Origin of the sequence: Microbispora sp. H10836, assembly GCF_012999525.1 — a bacterium.
GTDB lineage: Bacteria > Actinomycetota > Actinomycetes > Streptosporangiales > Streptosporangiaceae > Microbispora.
Genome location: NZ_JABBWU010000023.1, coordinates 79498 through 94512 on the forward strand (window position 1 = coordinate 79498; position 15015 = coordinate 94512).

At 74.7% G+C, this 15015-nt stretch carries 12 protein-coding genes; 7 read left to right on the forward strand and 5 right to left on the reverse strand.

All coding sequences use genetic code 11. The features are described 5' to 3' along the window. Positions 1–4 precede the first annotated feature (4 nt). From HHX30_RS32890 to HHX30_RS32915, 6 genes are read left to right on the forward strand one after another with little or no spacing between them, the layout of a single operon-like run. The gene (locus tag HHX30_RS32890; RefSeq protein ID WP_169986980.1) at positions 5–1456 is read left to right on the forward strand and encodes an MSMEG_0567/sll0787 family protein; all 1452 of its coding nucleotides are present in this window, start codon (positions 5–7) and stop codon (positions 1454–1456) included. After that, complete coding sequence (locus HHX30_RS32895; protein WP_169986982.1) at positions 1453–2280, forward strand: carbon-nitrogen hydrolase family protein; 828 nt, start codon at positions 1453–1455, stop codon at positions 2278–2280. Before HHX30_RS32890 ends, HHX30_RS32895 begins: the two co-directional genes overlap by 4 nt. Continuing rightward, complete coding sequence (locus tag HHX30_RS32900; protein ID WP_169986984.1) at positions 2277–3113, forward strand: carbon-nitrogen hydrolase family protein; 837 nt, start codon at positions 2277–2279, stop codon at positions 3111–3113. Before HHX30_RS32895 ends, HHX30_RS32900 begins: the two co-directional genes overlap by 4 nt. Further along, on the forward strand, positions 3110–4192 hold the full coding sequence (locus HHX30_RS32905; protein WP_169986986.1) for an MSMEG_0565 family glycosyltransferase: 1083 nt from the start codon (positions 3110–3112) through the stop codon (positions 4190–4192). Before HHX30_RS32900 ends, HHX30_RS32905 begins: the two co-directional genes overlap by 4 nt. Before the next feature lie 9 nt (positions 4193–4201). Continuing rightward, positions 4202–4828 (forward strand): HAD-IA family hydrolase, encoded by a 627-nt coding sequence (locus tag HHX30_RS32910; RefSeq protein WP_169986988.1) that lies wholly within the window; start codon positions 4202–4204, stop codon positions 4826–4828. Next, positions 4828–5556 (forward strand): VOC family protein, encoded by a 729-nt coding sequence (locus tag HHX30_RS32915; RefSeq protein WP_169986990.1) that lies wholly within the window; start codon positions 4828–4830, stop codon positions 5554–5556. Before HHX30_RS32910 ends, HHX30_RS32915 begins: the two co-directional genes overlap by 1 nt. Positions 5557–5559: 3 nt before the next feature. Here the strand turns inward: HHX30_RS32915 and HHX30_RS32920 are convergent, their stop codons facing one another. From HHX30_RS32920 to HHX30_RS32930, 3 genes are all read right to left on the reverse strand, one after another. Next, positions 5560–6135: an NADPH-dependent FMN reductase gene (locus HHX30_RS32920; protein ID WP_169986992.1), complete on the reverse strand. Its 576-nt coding sequence runs from the start codon at positions 6133–6135 to the stop codon at positions 5560–5562. Positions 6136–6333: 198 nt separating this feature from the next. Beyond that, entirely contained in the window at positions 6334–7473 is a 1140-nt protein-coding gene (locus tag HHX30_RS32925; protein ID WP_169986994.1) for an acyl-CoA dehydrogenase family protein, read from the reverse strand. Next, positions 7470–10934: an indolepyruvate ferredoxin oxidoreductase family protein gene (locus tag HHX30_RS32930; RefSeq protein WP_169986995.1), complete on the reverse strand. Its 3465-nt coding sequence runs from the start codon at positions 10932–10934 to the stop codon at positions 7470–7472. Before HHX30_RS32930 ends, HHX30_RS32925 begins: the two co-directional genes overlap by 4 nt. A gap of 174 nt (positions 10935–11108) precedes the next feature. Here HHX30_RS32930 and HHX30_RS32935 point away from each other — a divergent pair, with 174 nt between their 5' ends. Continuing rightward, positions 11109–11588, forward strand: a complete 480-nt coding sequence (locus HHX30_RS32935; protein WP_169986997.1) for an Lrp/AsnC family transcriptional regulator — start codon at positions 11109–11111, stop codon at positions 11586–11588. Here HHX30_RS32935 and HHX30_RS32940 read toward each other — a convergent pair. Both HHX30_RS32940 and HHX30_RS32945 read right to left on the reverse strand, forming a co-directional pair. Beyond that, positions 11563–13191: a serine/threonine-protein kinase gene (locus HHX30_RS32940; protein WP_169986999.1), complete on the reverse strand. Its 1629-nt coding sequence runs from the start codon at positions 13189–13191 to the stop codon at positions 11563–11565. The genes HHX30_RS32935 and HHX30_RS32940 overlap by 26 nt on opposite strands. 89 nt (positions 13192–13280) lie before the next feature. Next, positions 13281–14975 carry an AMP-binding protein gene (locus HHX30_RS32945; protein WP_169987001.1) on the reverse strand — a complete coding sequence of 565 codons (1695 nt, stop codon included), beginning with the start codon at positions 14973–14975 and terminating at the stop codon, positions 13281–13283. Positions 14976–15015 lie beyond the last annotated feature (40 nt).

The window sequence follows — 15015 nt, forward strand, 5'->3', positions numbered from 1 at the left end:
ACCGATGTACCTCGACGGGAACACTCGGGCCCCGGCGCGGGAGGAGGCGCCCGACATCCTCGCGCTGCTCGGCGACCACAGCACGCTCGCCCGCGGCCCCGGCCTCCGGATCGAGCAGGCCGCGGACGCCGCGTCCCTTCGCGCCTACCGGCGGCTGCGGCACGAGGCGTTCGTCCGGGAGCAGGGGCTGTTCGACGGGCACGACCTCGACGACAGGGACGACGACCCCCGCACGGTCACGCTGGTGGCCAGGGACCCGGCGGGCACGGTCGTCGGCGGCGTGCGGCTCGGGCCCGCCTGCGACGGCCCCGACATCGGCTGGTGGACGGGCGGGCGCCTGGTCGTGGCGCCCGCCGCGCGCGGCGGGCGGGGCGCCGGCGCGGCGCTGGTGCGGGCCGCGTGCGCCCGCGCCGAGGCGGAGGGCGTGCTGCGCTTCGAGGCGAGCGTGCGGGCCGGGGCCGAGGCGTTCTTCCGCCGCCTGGGGTGGACGCGGGTGCGGCCGGTGACGGTCGCGGGCGCGCCGCACGTGCTGATGCGCCACCCGATCGGCCGGATCGCGGCCCAGGCCGCGGCGGCGAAGTCGGCGCTCGGCCCGCTGCTCGCCGCCCTCGCCGGACAGGTCCCGCACGCCCTCGGCGGCCCGGGCTTCACCGGCGACGACGGAGCGCCGGTGCCCGGCAGCGACGTCGTCGCCGCCTGCGACGCGATCGTGCCGTCCATGGTCGAACGCGACCCTGAGTGGGCCGGCTGGTGCTCGGTCCTGGTCAACCTCAACGACCTGGCCGCGATGGGCGCCGCCCCGGCGGGGCTGCTCGACGCGCTCGCCGCCCCCGACGCCGCGCACGCCGCCCGGGTGCTGGACGGCCTCGCGCGGGCCGCCCGCGCGTACGGGGTGCCGGTGCTCGGCGGGCACACGCAGCTCGGGGTGCCGGCCGCGCTGTCGGTGACCGCGCTCGGCCGCGCCGCGCGTCCCGTGCCAGGCGGCGGCGGGCGCCCCGGCCACGAGGTGCGCCTCACGGCGGACCTCGGCGGCGGCTGGCGGGCCGGATACCGGGGCCGCCAATGGGACTCGACCACCTCCCGGCGTACGGACGAGCTGCGCGTGATGCTCGGTGCGGTCGCGGCCGGCGCGGCCGCCGCCGCCAAGGACGTGTCGATGGCCGGGATCGCCGGCACGCTCGGCATGCTGGCCGAGGCGAGCGGTTGCGCGGCCGTGCTGGACGTGGCGGCGGTGCCCCGCCCGGCCGCCGCCTCCACGGGCGACTGGCTCACCTGCTTTCCCGGCTTCGCGATGCTCACGGCGGACGAGCCGGGCGCGCCGGCGCCTCCGGCGGGGCCGGCCGCCTCGGCGGTGTGCGGGGAGTTGACCACCGGCCGGGGCGTCTGGCTGCGCTGGCCCGACGGACAGGTCACGGAGGCCGTCGGCGGCCCGGTGACCGGATTGGGGACCGCGTGAGCGCCCTGCGCATGGCGGCGGTGGCGGCCGCGTTCGGCCGCGACCTCGAAGAGGACTTCGCGATCGCCGGACGCCTCATCAAGGAGGCGCGCAACGAGGACGTGCGGCTCCTCGCGCTGCCCGAGGCGTGCCTCGGCGGCTACCTGCTCAGCCTCGACGGCGACGCGGCGGACGCCGGGCCGCCCCCGCTCGCCGTGGACGGCCCCGAGATCCGGCGGCTGGCCGCGCTGGCCGGCGACATGGTCGTGGTCGCGGGCTACTGCGAGGACGGCGGCGACGCCCGCTACAACAGCGTGGTGTGCGTCAGCGGCGACGGCGTGCTGGGCAACCACCGCAAGGTCCACCAGCCGCTCGGCGAGAACGCCAGCTACGCCTCGGGTGACGGCTTCCGCGCCTTCGACACGCCCGTCGGCAGGATCGGCATGATGATCTGCTACGACAAGGCGTTCCCGGAGTCCGCCCGCGCGCTGGCCCTCGACGGCGCGCAGATCGGGGTGTGCGTATCGGCCTGGCCGGGCTCGCGCACGAACGCGGCGCGGGACCTGGAGCGGGACCGCTGGAAACGGCGCTTCGACCTGTTCGACCGGGCCCGGGCGCTGGAGAACCAGATCGTGTGGCTGTCGGCCAACCAGGCGGGCACGTTCGGGTCGCTGCGCTTCGTCGGCAGCGCGAAGGTCGTGGACCCCGGCGGCGAGATCGTCTCGGCGACGGGCGTCGGGCCCGGCACGGCGGTCGCCGAGATCGACGTGCCGCGGGCGCTGGAGACCGCGCGCCGGTCGATGGGGCACCTGCGCGACCGGCGGCCGGAGACGTACGGGGCATGAGCGTCCTGCGGATCGCCGCGGCGGCCGCCCACTTCGGCCGCGACCTCGCCTTCGACCTGGCCCGCATCGCCAAGCTGATCGACGACGCCCGCGCCGCGGGCGCCCGGCTGCTCGTGCTGCCCGACGCCGCGCTCGGCGGCTACCTCGCCGACCTGCGCCGGCCGGACCCCGACGCGCTGCCGCCCGCGCTGAAGCCCGACGACCCGGTGATCGCGCGGGTGGCGGCGCTGGCCGCCGAGATGGTGGTGTGCGTCGGCTTCTGCGAGGACGGCGGCGACGTCCGCTACAACGCGGCCGTGTGCGTCAGCGGCGACGGGGTGCTCGGCCTGCACCGCAAGGTCCACCTGCCCGCGGGCGAGACCGCGGCCTACGGCCCGGGCGGCCGGTTCGACGCCTTCGACACTCCGGCCGGGCGGATCGGCATGTTGATCGACTACGACAAGACCTTCCCGGAGTCGGCCCGCAGCCTCGCGCTCGACGGCGCGCAGATCCTGGCGTGCCTGTCGGCGTGGCCCGCCAGCGTCACCAACCGCGCGCCCCGGATGGCCCAGGACCGGCAGTCGCGGCTCTTCGACCTGTACGACCAGGCGCGGGCCGCCGAGAACCAGGTCGTGCTCGCCTCCTCCAACCAGACCGGCGTGATGGGCGGCATGCGTTTCCTGGGCCAGGCCAAGGTCATCGGCCCGGGCGGCGACGTGCTCGCCCGCACCTGGTCGAAGGCCGGATTGGCCGTGGCCGAGCTCGACGTCGCCGCCGAGATCGACCGCGCCCGGCGGATCCTCCATCACCTCCACGAGCGCAGGGCCGACGTCTACCGGGAGGCGCGCGGGTGAGAATCGCGCTGCTCAGCTACTCGACCAGGCCCCGCGGCGGGGTCGTGCACACCCTCGCCCTCGCCGAGGCACTCGCGGCGGCGGGGCAGCAGGTGACGGTGTGGACGCTCGGCCGGGGCGGCGACGCGGGCTTCTTCCGCCCGGTCGACCCGGCCGTGCGGTTGCGCGTCGTGCCGTTCCCCGACATCGCCGGGGAGGGCGTCGGCCCGCGCGTGCTGCGGTCGATCGCGGTGCTGCGCAGGGCGTTCGCCCCGGAGGCGGCGTCCTACGACGTCGTACACGCCCAGGACTGCATCAGCGCCAACGCGGCGGGCCGGTGCGTACGGACCGTCCACCACGTCGACCACTTCACCACGCCCGAGCTGGCCGCCTGCCACGAGCGCGCCATCGTCACGCCGTACGCGCACGTCTGCGTGTCGGCTGCGGTGGCGGCCGAGCTCGCGGCCGGGTGGGGCATCACGGCGGCGGTGATCCCCAACGGCGTCGCGTACGAGCGCTTCGCGTCCGCCGATCCGGTCGCCACCCGGATGTGGCGCCGGCGACTCGGGACGTACGTCCTGACGGTCGGCGGCATCGAGCCGCGCAAGGGCTCGCTCGACCTGCTGGAGGCGTACGCGCTGCTGCGGGAGGCACGCCCGGACGTCCAGCTGGTGATCGCCGGCGGTGAGACGCTCTTCGACTACCGCGACTACCGCGCGCGGTGGGAGGCCCGGGCGGCCGAACTCGGCGTCGAGCCGACGGTGCTCGGCCCAGTCATCGACCCGGACCTGCCGCCGCTCGTGGCGGGCGCGGGCGCCTTCGCCTTCCCGTCGGTGAAGGAGGGCTTCGGGCTCGCCGCGATGGAGGCCCTGGCGGCGGGCGTCCCCCTGGTGGTGCGCGACCTGCCCGTCCTGCGTGAGGTCTTCGGCACCGCCGCGCGCTTCGCCGCCACCCCCGGCGCCCTCGCCGCCGAGCTCGCCGACGCCCTCGGCTTCGCCGATCCCGGCAGGCGTACGGCGGGCCGGGCGCTCGCCGCACGCCACACCTGGCCGGCCGCCGCCGAACGGCACATCGCGTTGTACGAGACGCTCGCGTCGTAGGCTCGGAGCGTGGTGATCAGACCCTTCGACGCGGTGCTGTGCGACTTCGACGGTGTCGTGAAATTTTCCGATCTCGAGCAGCAGGCGGAGATCGAGCGGGCGTACGGGGTGGAGCCGGGGACGGTGGCGCGGGTGACCGGTGGGTCGGCGCTGGTGGTCCCGGCCCTGACCGGGCTGGTGACCCGCGAGGAGTGGCTGGCGTCGGCCGTTCCCGTCCTCGCCGAGCTGGTGGGTTCGCCCGCGCGGGCGAGCGCGCTGACCGCCGACTGGCTGGCGGCCCGCACGTGGGCGGACGAGGAGGTGCTCGCGCTGCTCACGCGGGCCCGCGCCCGCGTCCCCGTCGTGCTCGTCAGCAACGCCACCTCGGAGCTGGCCGCCCACCTGCGTGAGCTGGAGCTGCACGACGCCTTCGACCACGTCGTCAGCAGCTACGACGTGGGGGTGGCCAAGCCCGACCCGCGGATCTTCGAGATCGCCGCCGGCCGCGCCGGTGTCCCCGCCCGGCGCTGCCTGTTCGTCGACGACCGGGCCGAGAACGTCGACGCGGCAAGGGTGCTCGGCATGACCGGGGTCGTCTACCGCGCCCCGGCGGACCTGGCGGGGGCGCTGCTCCCGCTGTTCGGGGAGGTTCACTGATGGCGGTGCGGCGGGTGCTGGCCTTCATCGACAGGCCCGCCGGGGCGCGGTTCGGGGAAGCCGCCGCGTTCTGGACGGCCGTCACCGGCACGCGCCTGTCGCCGCGGCGGGGCGACGGCGGGGAGTTCGCCACGCTGCTGCCGGAGACCGGCGACGCCTGCGTGAAGATCCAGGCGGTGGGCGACGGGGGCGGCGCGCACCTCGATCTGGAGGTGGACGACGTCCGTGCCGCGATGGCCCGGGCCGTGGCGCTCGGCGCCGCCGTCGCCGACGACCACGGCGACTGGGCCGTGCTGCGCTCCCTGGAGGGCAGGACGTTCTGTCTCGTCCCCGGAGAGGGGGCGACGCGGCGGCCGCCCGTCTTCGCCGGCACCCGCCTCGACCAGGTCTGCCTCGACATCGCCCCCGGCGCGTACGAGGAGGAGGTGGCCTTCTGGGCGGCGCTGACCGGGTGGCCCCCGCGCCGAGGGTCGCTGCCCGAGTTCACGGTGCTGGCGATGCCGGGGATGCCGGTGCGGATCCTCCTGCAGCGGCTCGGCGAGGGTCCCGGCCGGTCCGCCCACATCGACCTGGCCTGCGCCGACCCCGACGCCGCTCGTGTACGGCACGAGCGGCACGGCGCGGTGCTCGTGGCGCGGGGGCGGCACTGGCTCGTCATGCGCGACCCGGCGGGCGGTGTCTACTGCCTCACGTGCCGGGACCCGGAGACCGGCTCACTGCCGGGGTAACCGTCAGGCGGCGGGGCGCAGGTGCCGCAGCGCGGCGGCGAGTCGCTCCAGCTCGGCCACCATCGCGTCCGCCGCCGAGCTCATGACCTCGTTGGGCCGCAGGCGGCCCTCCTCGTCGAGGAGCTGGGCGACGAACGGGATCGAGACCGCGTCGAACACCGGCACCATCTTCAGCGTGGTGACGACCTGCTTGAGCATCTGCACGGCCCGGGTGCCCGCGGAGACGCCGCCGTAGCTGACGAACCCGGCCGGCTTGTACTGCCACTCGTGGTGCAGGTAGTCGATGGCGTTCTTCAGGACGGCGTTGAAGCCGTAGTTGTACTCCGGCGTGACGAACACGAACGCGTCGCCGCGTTCGACGGTCGCGCTCCACTCCTTGGTGTGCTGGTGGACGTACTGCCGGAGCCGGGGGTGGTTCGGCTCGTCCAGGAACGGCAGGTTCACCTCCGCCAGGTCGACGAGCTCGACCTCGAAGGCGTCCTGGGCGACCGCGCGGTCGCGGAACCACTCCGCCACCGGTAGCCCGACGCGCCCGGGACGCGTGCTGGCGATGACGATCTGCAGAACTGGCTTCGCCATAATTCCCCCAAATCATGACTAACGGGATTGAACGCCCCAACAGTACGCCTTGGTCCATTTGGCCATCGACCGGGTCCGCCCACACGCACAGAAACGGATGTGGAGAAGCTCGCGACGTGCGGCTCGACGCGGTGGGGGCGTCCGCGGCTTTAGCGAGCGCGTCCGGGCGGCGCTCGCTGAATCCCGACCGGTGACGCCTCAGCGGGCCAGGTGGCGGCTGATGACGAGGCGCTGGATCTGGTTGGTGCCCTCGAAGATCTGCATGATCTTCGCCTCGCGCATGTAGCGCTCGACGCGGAACTCGCGCGTGTAGCCGTACCCGCCGAAGACCTGGACCGCGTCGGTGGTGACCCGCATCGCGGTGTCGGTCGCGACCAGCTTGGCGACGCTGGCCTGCCTGCCGTACGGCAGGCCGGCGTCGCGGCGGCGGGCCGCGTCGATGTAGGTCGCCCGGGCGCAGTCCACGCCCGCGGCCATGTCCGCGAGCAGGAAGCCGAGCCCCTGATGGTCGATGATCTTCTTGCCGAACGTCTCGCGCTCCTTGGCGTACGCGACGGCCTCGTCGAGCGCGGCCTGGGCGAGGCCGGTGGCGCAGGCGGCGATGCCCAGCCTGCCGGAGTCGAGCGCGCCGAAGGCGATGGGCAGGCCCTGGCCCTCCGCGCCGATGAGGCGGTCGGCCTCGATCGGCACCCCGTCCCAGTGGGCGGTGGTGGTGGGGATCGCGTGCAGGCCCATCTTCTCCTCGGGGCGGCCGAAGGTCAGGCCCTCGGCGGCGCCCGGGGCGAGGAAGCAGGAGACGCCCCGGCTGCCCTCGCCCGTCCGGGCGAACAGCGCGTAGAAGTCCGCCCGGCCGCCGTGGGTGATCCACGCCTTCGTGCCGGTGATCCGGTAGCCGTCCTCCGTCTTGTCGGCCCTGCAGGTCAGGGCCGCCGCGTCCGACCCGGCCTGCGGTTCGGACAGGCTGTAGCCGCCGATCAGCCGCCCCGCGAGCATGTCCGGCAGCCAGCGCTCCCGCTGCTCGGGCGTGCCGTACGTCGCGACGGGGAAGCAGGACAGCGTGTGCACGCTGACGGCGACCGCGACGGCGGCCCACCGCGCGGCCAGCTCCTCGATCACCTGGAGATACACCTCGTACGGCTGGCCGCCGCCGCCGTACTCCTCCGGATAGGGCAGGCCGAGGAGCCCGGCCGCGCCGAGCGTGGCGAACAGGCCCTCGGGGTAGGTCTCGGCCCGCTCGTGCTCGTCGACCCGGCGGGCGAGTTCCTTGTCGGCGATCTCACGCGTCAGCTCGACGAGGTCCCGGGCGTCCTGGCCGGGCAGCAGACGGTCGACAGTCACAGCACCTCCATCAGTGCGGGGTCGTCCAGCCGGGCGAGCAGGGTCGTCGCGCGGTCGCGGAACTCCGCGACCCGGGCGAGCTTTATGCCCTCGTAGCCGCGGATCACATCCGGCAGTGCGGCGATCTCCGCGACGGTCTGAGCGGTCGCCGGGGTGAGCCGGTCGAGCGCGCGCCGTACCAGCTCGCGGTACTCCCCGACCAGCGTACGCTCCACGCGGCGGACGCCGGCGTGCCCGAACACGTCGAACGCGGTGCCGCGCAGCACTCGGGCGGCCCGCAGCCCGCGGAACACGACATCGGCGGACCGGCGCAGCCTGATCTTGCGCTTCAGGCCCATCGCCCGCAGCAGCGGCGGGTGCAGCAGCACCGACACGGCCGCGCCGGAGCCGAACTCCCGCTCGCGCCGGGCCCGCTCCACCGGGTCGAGGTGCAGCCGGGCGACCTCGTACTCGTCCTTGTACGCCATGAGCTTGTGCAGTCCCCGGGCGTACGCGAGCCCGATCCGCGTGCCGGCCTCCTCCCCCGCCCGCTCGGCGGCCAGCGCGGCCACCCGCCGCACGTCGCGCGCGTACGAGCGGGCGTAGGCCGCGTTCTGGTAGCCGGTCAGGTCGGCGATCCGCACCGCGAGCGTCTCCTCCAGCGCCCCGGTCCCGGCCGCCTCGCGCAGGGCGGCGTCGTCGACCGGGACGGCGGGAGGGGCCGGGGGGATCGCGGCCCGGAAAACGGCCTCGCGGTCGATCACAGCGGCCCGCCCCCAGCGGAAGGCCGCCAGGTTCTGCTCCACCGCCGCCTTATTGAGGCGGATGGCCCGCTCGATCGCCTCGGCCGAGATCGGGATGCAGCCGTGCTGGTAGGCGGCGCCGACGAGCACGAGGTTGGCGGGCATGTGGTCGCCGAACAACGCCTCGGACAGCGCGCCGGCGTCCACCTGGAGGCCGGCCTCGGGCAGGGTGGCCGACGCGATGCGGGTGACCGCGTCCTCGGGTCCGGAGAGGGCGGCGCGGCCGGTGACCATGGCGGCGGTCGGCACGATCGCGGTGTTCACGACGGCGACCGTACGGCCGGGCGAGGCGACGGCGAGCGTGTCGTCCGCGGCGGCGCCGAGCACGTCGAAGCAGAGGAGGACGTCGGCGGTGCCGCGGGCGGCGCGGACCGACCCGCCGATCCGATCCGGGGACACCCGCACGTCGCTGATGACGGGACCGCCCTTCTGCGCCAGCCCGGTCTGGTCCAGCCCGGCGGCGTACAGGCCGTCGAGATGGGCGGCCATCTGCAGGATCTGCGAGACGGTGACCACTCCGGTGCCGCCGATGCCGGGCATCCGCAGCAGCACCGAGCGCTCCGGGAACCGCGGCGCCGGCTCGGTCAGCGCCACCGGCGGCTCGGGCACCGTACGCGACACCGCGGAGCGGGGCTCGACGAGCAGGAACGACGGGCAGTCGCCCTTCAGGCAGCTCAGGTCGGAGTTGCACGACGCCTGGTGGATGCGGGTCTTGCGGCCGAACTCGGTCTCCACCGGCTGCACCGACAGGCAGGTGGAGGCGTCCCCGCAGTCGCCGCAGCCCTCGCACACGCGCTCGTTGACCACGACCCTGGCCTTCGGCGTGGGCAGCTTTCCGCGCTTGCGCAGCCGCCGCTCCTCGGCCGCGCAGCGGTCGTCGTGGATCAGCACGGTCACCCCGTCGATCGCGGCGAGCTCCTTCTCCACCGCCGGGAGGTCGTCGCGGTGCCGTACGGACGCGATCGGCGCCAGCCGCACACCCCGGTAGGTCTCCGGCTCCGGCGTGGTGACCACCACGCGGCGCACCCCCTCGGCGGCGAGCCACCGCGTCAGCACCGGGACGTCGAGGCGGCCCTCGGCGCGCTGCCCGCCGGTCATCGCCACCGCGTCGTTGTAGAGCAGCTTGTACGTCATCGAGACGCCGGCGGCTACGGCGGCGCGCACGGCGAGCGAGCCGGAGTGGTGGAAGGTGCCGTCGCCGAGGTTCTGGGTGAAGTGGCGGTCGGAGGTGAAGGGGGCGAGGCCGAACCACTGGGCGCCCTCGCCTCCCATCTGCGTCAAGCCGACCCGCCTGCCGCGTCCGTCGCCGTCCAGGGCGATCATGGCGTGGCAGCCGATGCCCGGGCCGACCAGCGTGTCGTCGGAGGCGCGCGTGGAGGCGTTGTGCGGGCACCCCGAGCAGAAGTACGGCGTTCGGGCGGCGACCAGGGGGAGCATGATGCGACGCCTCGCGGGGGCGGGCGACAGGATCGCCGTCTGACGGGGCAGGCGGTCGGGGCCGAGGCAGGTGGCGAGCGCCTCGGCCACGTCATCGCCGCCGAGCGTGCCGCGCGCCGTCAGCAGTTCCCGGCCGACGATGTCGGGGCGCTGCCCGGTGTCGTACAACGCCTGCTTGAGGTGCCCCTCCAGGAACGGCACCTTGTCCTCGACCACGAGCACCCGGTCGAGCCCGGCGGTCATGGCGGCGAGGTCGTCGTAGGCGAGCGGGAACGGCATGGCGAGCCGGATCAGCCGCAGGCCGAGGTGGTCCATCGCGGCCTCGTCCAGGCCGAGGTCGGCCAGGGCGCGCAGGACCAGTGCGTAGGAGGCGCCGGACGCGAGCACGCCCGTCGTGGCCCGGGGCGCGTCGTGCGTGATCCGGTTGAGGCCGTGCGCGCGGGCGTATTCGCGGGCCAGGCCGAGCCTGCGGGTGAGCATGTCGTGCTCGGCGTCGAGCGAGGCCGGGCCGACCAGGGTGGGCGGCGCCCCGCGGTCGGCGCGGTCCGGCACCGGGACGCCGGAACGGATGTTCTCGCGCAGCGGCCCGAGGTCGACGGTGGCCGAGGCGTCGGCGACGTCGGCGACGATCTTCAGGCCGGCCCACAGTCCGGTGGCCCGCGACAGCGCCACCGCGTGCAGCCCGAGCTCGACGACCTCCGCCACGGAGCCGGGGGCGAGCAGCGGCATCGACAGGCTCTGGCACATCGGCTCGCAGGAGCTGGGCACGGTCGACGACTTGCTGCCCGGGTCGTCGCCGATCCAGGCCACCGCCCCGCCGAGCGGCGCGGTGCCGGCGAGGTTGCCGTGCCGGATCGCGTCCGCGGCCCGGTCGAGGCCCGGGTTCTTCCCGTACCAGAACCCGGTCACCCCCTCGTGCCGGTGGCCCGGCACCTGGGCGAGCAGCTGCGTGCCCGCCACCGCCGTGGCCGCGAGCTCCTCGTTGAGGCCGGGCCGGGCCACCACCCCCGCCTCCTCCAGGAACCGCGCGGCCCGTGCCATCTCCAGGTCGACGCCGCCCAGCGGCGAGCCGGGATATCCGGAGACGAACACCCGCGTGTCCAGGCCGCGCGCGGCGTCGAGGCGGCGCTGCTCCAGGGTGAGCCGGACGAGGGCCTGGACGCCGGAGATCAGCACGGTGCCGTTCTCGGCCGCGTACTTGTCGTCGAGCGAGACGGCCGGCGAGGGCACGGGCGAGGACACGCGAACCTCCTGAGGTCTGGGGGTGACCCACAGCACACCAACGCGCCCGGCGTCGGCGCAAGCATCGCGCGGGAAACAGCCGCGAAGACGCAAAAAGATAGAGAGGTTTGCCCGGAACGCTACTGTTCTTTGCGCCGGTGCCGGGCCGGCACCGGGTGGAGAGGGAGCGTGCCCATGGCGGAGATCGACGACATCGACCACCGGCTGCTGCGCCTGCTGCGTGAGGACGGGCGCAGGACCTTCTCGGAGATGGCCGCCGAGATCGGGTTGTCGGTGGCCGCGGTGAAGCGGAGGGTCGACCGCCTGCGGGAGATCGGCGTCATCACGGGCTTCACCGTGCGGATCGACTACGCCAAGCTCGGCTGGGGCATCGAGGCGTTCACCGAACTGCGCTACCCCGGCACCACCCCGGTCGGCAAGATCGTCCGTACCGCCACGGACGTGCCGGAGGTGCAGGAGGTGTTCACGATCGCCGGCGACCCGGACGCGCTCATCCACGTCCGGGTCCGCGACCTCGGCCATCTCCAGCAGGTCATCGACCGGCTGCGCCGCGCCGGCGACGTGACCGGCACCAAGACCCTGCTCGTGCTGGGGTCGTGGACCCGCGACGTCGGGCCGGTCGATGACCTCAGTCGTCGTCCCCTCGGGAGCTGATGCCGGCGGAGTTCACGAAGTCGATCAGCGGGCCGTCGGCGAGCCTGCCCGTCCGGTGCGCCCGCTGCAGCTTGATGAGCAGGTCGCGGACGCGCCGCGCGGCCTTGTCGCCCTTGTCCCCGCCCCGGCCCCTGGCCAGGTCCCTGGCGGTCTTCCTGATCTCCTCGTGGGCTTCGCGGGCCAGCTTCGGATCGATGCCGCCCCTGCTCTCCTGTGCCTGTACGGCGTGGTCGAAGGCGGCCAGCCACTCCATGTAGCTGCGGTAGACGCGCCGCGTCGCGGTCGGCGTGGGAGACGGCTCCGGTGACGGCCTGAAGGACGGTGTCCTGGACACCCGGGGTGACGGACTCGCCGAGGCCTTCCCCGGCTCAGTGGGTGACGTCTCAGCGCGGGTGGCCGTCGGGGACTGGGCCGCGACCGCGGCGGGTTCGGCCCGCCCGCCGCCGTCGGACAGCGCCGCCACCCCGATCGTGACCACGGCGAGCCCCGCCACCGCGGCGCCGAGCCGGATCAGCGTCCGCCGTTCGAGCGACGACCCCCGAGCACGGCCGGCCGGGACGGCGGGCGGCGGGACGTCGAGCAGCGCCGTGTCGCCCGCACGCGCGCCGCCCGGATACGGCCCGTGCGGCGGGGGCGATGCCGTCACCCCGGCCTCCCACGCCGCCGTCCCGCCGTCCCACGCCGCAGCCGTCCCGCCGTCCCACGCCGCAGCCGTCCCGCCTTCCCGCGCCGGCTCCGCCGCGGAGAGGGCGACGGCCGCCAGGACCCGGCGCACGACCTCCGCATCGGCGGGCCGTGCGGCGGGGTCCTTCGCCAGCAGCGCCATGATCAGGTGTTCCAGCTCGGCGGGGATGTCGGGCCGGTGCCGGCCGGGCGGCACCGGAGCCTGGTGCATGTGCTGATACACCAGCTCCGGGGCCGACCCGGTGAACGGCGGGTGCCCGCACAGCAGCTCGTAGCAGACGCACCCCAGCGCGTAGAGGTCGCAGGCGGCCCCGCCGCCCCGGCCGTCGATCTGCTCCGGCGCGAGATACGCGGCGGTGCCGACGACGGTGCCCACCATCGTCAGCCGCGCCGCCTCGGTCGCCACCTGGGCGACGCCGAAGTCGACCACCTTGAGCACGCCGCTCGCGGTGCGGTGCAGGTTCGCGGGTTTGACGTCCCGGTGCACGACCCCGGCGCGGTGGGCGGCGTCCAGCCCCGCGGCGGCCTGGCTCATGAGGTCGCACGCCTCCGCCACGCCGTACCGGCCCCGGTCGAGCAGCTCCGCGGCCAGGCTGCGGCCGGTGAGCAGCTCCATCACCAGGTAGGGCCGCGCGTCCTGCTCGCCGACGTCCAGCACGGTCACCACGTTCGGATGGACGACGCGGGCGGCGGCGCGTGCCTCGCGGGCGAAGCGCTCCCGCGAGGCGACCCCGGCGACCTGCGGCGCGAGGATCTTGACCGCCACAGGGCGGTGGGCACGCAGGTCCCGGCCCCGCCAGACCTCGCCCATCCCGCCCTGGCCGATCAGTTCCTCCAGCTCGTAACGACCGCCGAGCGTGGACGGCACCACGTCCCGCACCTCCCCATAGCGACTCGCGCCCAGATGATCGGGAGCCAACCTATCCTCTCGGGCAGGCAGGGCGAGAACGGCCGGACCGCCGGGGCGCGGAACGCCCACGCCCCGGCGGGGACGGCACGGGCGGCCGCTCAGGCGCGCAACTCGGGGAACTCGTCGTCCCGCCACTCCCTCGACGGCCCGGCCCCCTCCTGCGCCGCGGAGGTCTCCCTGGCCCGCAGCTCGACCCGGCGGATCTTCCCCGAGATCGTCTTGGGCAGGTCGGCGAACTCGATCCGCCGCACCCGCTGGTACGGCGCGAGCCTCTCACGGGCGTGCCGCAGGATGGCCGCGGCGGTCTCCCGGTTCGGCTCCCAGCCCGCGGCAGGCACCACGTACGCCTTGGGCACGGCGAGGCGGATCGGGTCGGGGGCGGGCACGACCGCCGCCTCCGCCACGGCGGGATGCTCGATGAGCACGCTTTCCAGCTCGAACGGCGAGATCTTGTAGTCGGACGCCTTGAACACGTCGTCGGTACGTCCCACGAAGGTGATCGAGCCGTCGGCGTCCCGGACCGCGACGTCGCCCGTGTGGTACAGCCCGCCGGCCATGGCCTCATCGTCACCGTCCAGGTATCCGGTCATCAGGTTGACCGGGCGGGCGGCGAGGTCGAGGCAGATCTCGCCCTCGTCCGCCGGCCGGCCGGTCACCGGATCGACGACCACGACCGGGACCCCGGGAAGGGGGCGGCCCATCGAGCCCGCCTTCACCGGCGTGCCGGGGGTGTTGGCGATCAGGGCGGTCGTCTCGGTCTGGCCGTACCCGTCGCGGACGGTCAGCCCCCACGCCCGCTCCACCTGGGTAATGACCTCGGGGTTCAGCGGCTCCCCCGCGGCGACCGCCTCACGCAGGCGGCCCGGCCCATCCCCGAGGTCGGCCTGGATGAGCATCCGCCACACGGTCGGCGGCGCGCAGAACGTGGTCACCTCCGCCCGGCGGATCAGCGCGAGCAGGGCGGCCGCGTCGAAGCGGGAGTAGTTGTGCACGAACACCGTCGCCTCGGCGTTCCACGGGGCGAAGAAGCAACTCCAGGCGTGCTTGGCCCAGCCGGGCGAGCTGATGTTGAGGTGGACGTCGCCCGGCCGCACTCCGACGAAGTACATCGTCGTCAGGTGCCCCACCGGATAGGACACCTGCGTGTGCCGCACGAGCTTGGGCCTGCTGGTCGTTCCCGAGGTGAAGTACAGCAGCAGCGGGTCGCCGGGAGAGGTCCGGGCCTCGAACGGCTCCGGCTCCGGCATCGCGTAGGCGTCGCCGTACCGGAGCCAGCCGGCCGCCTCGCCCACGCAGACGCGTCCGTACCCGCCCGGGACGCCGTCGAACTTGTGCGTGTCGGCCGCGTTGGCGACGACGTGCCGGACCCGTCCCCGCCGTACGCGGTCGGCGAGGTCCGCCGTGCCGAGGGCGGTGGTCGCCGGCATGATCACCGCGCCGAGCTTCATCACCGCCAGCATCGACTCCCAGAGCTCGACCTGGTTGCCGAGCATCAGCAACACGTGGTCGCCCTTGCCGACCCCCTGGGCGGCCAGCCAGGCCGCCACCTGATCGGAGCGGCGGGCCATCTCGTCGAAGGAGTAACGCCGCTCGGAGCCGTCCTCCTCCACGATCCACAGGGCCGTGCGGTCGTTCCCCCGGGCGATGACGTCGAACCAGTCGGTGGCCCAGTTGAACCTGTCGCCGAACCCCGGCCACGCGAACTCACGCGCCGCCCGCTCGGGGTCCTCCCGTAAGCGGAGCAGCAGGTCGCGGGCTTCCCGGAAGGCGTTGGTGCCGGTCGTCTCGCTCACGCGGAACTCCTCGTCGTCGAAGCGGTCCCAGCCGTCAACG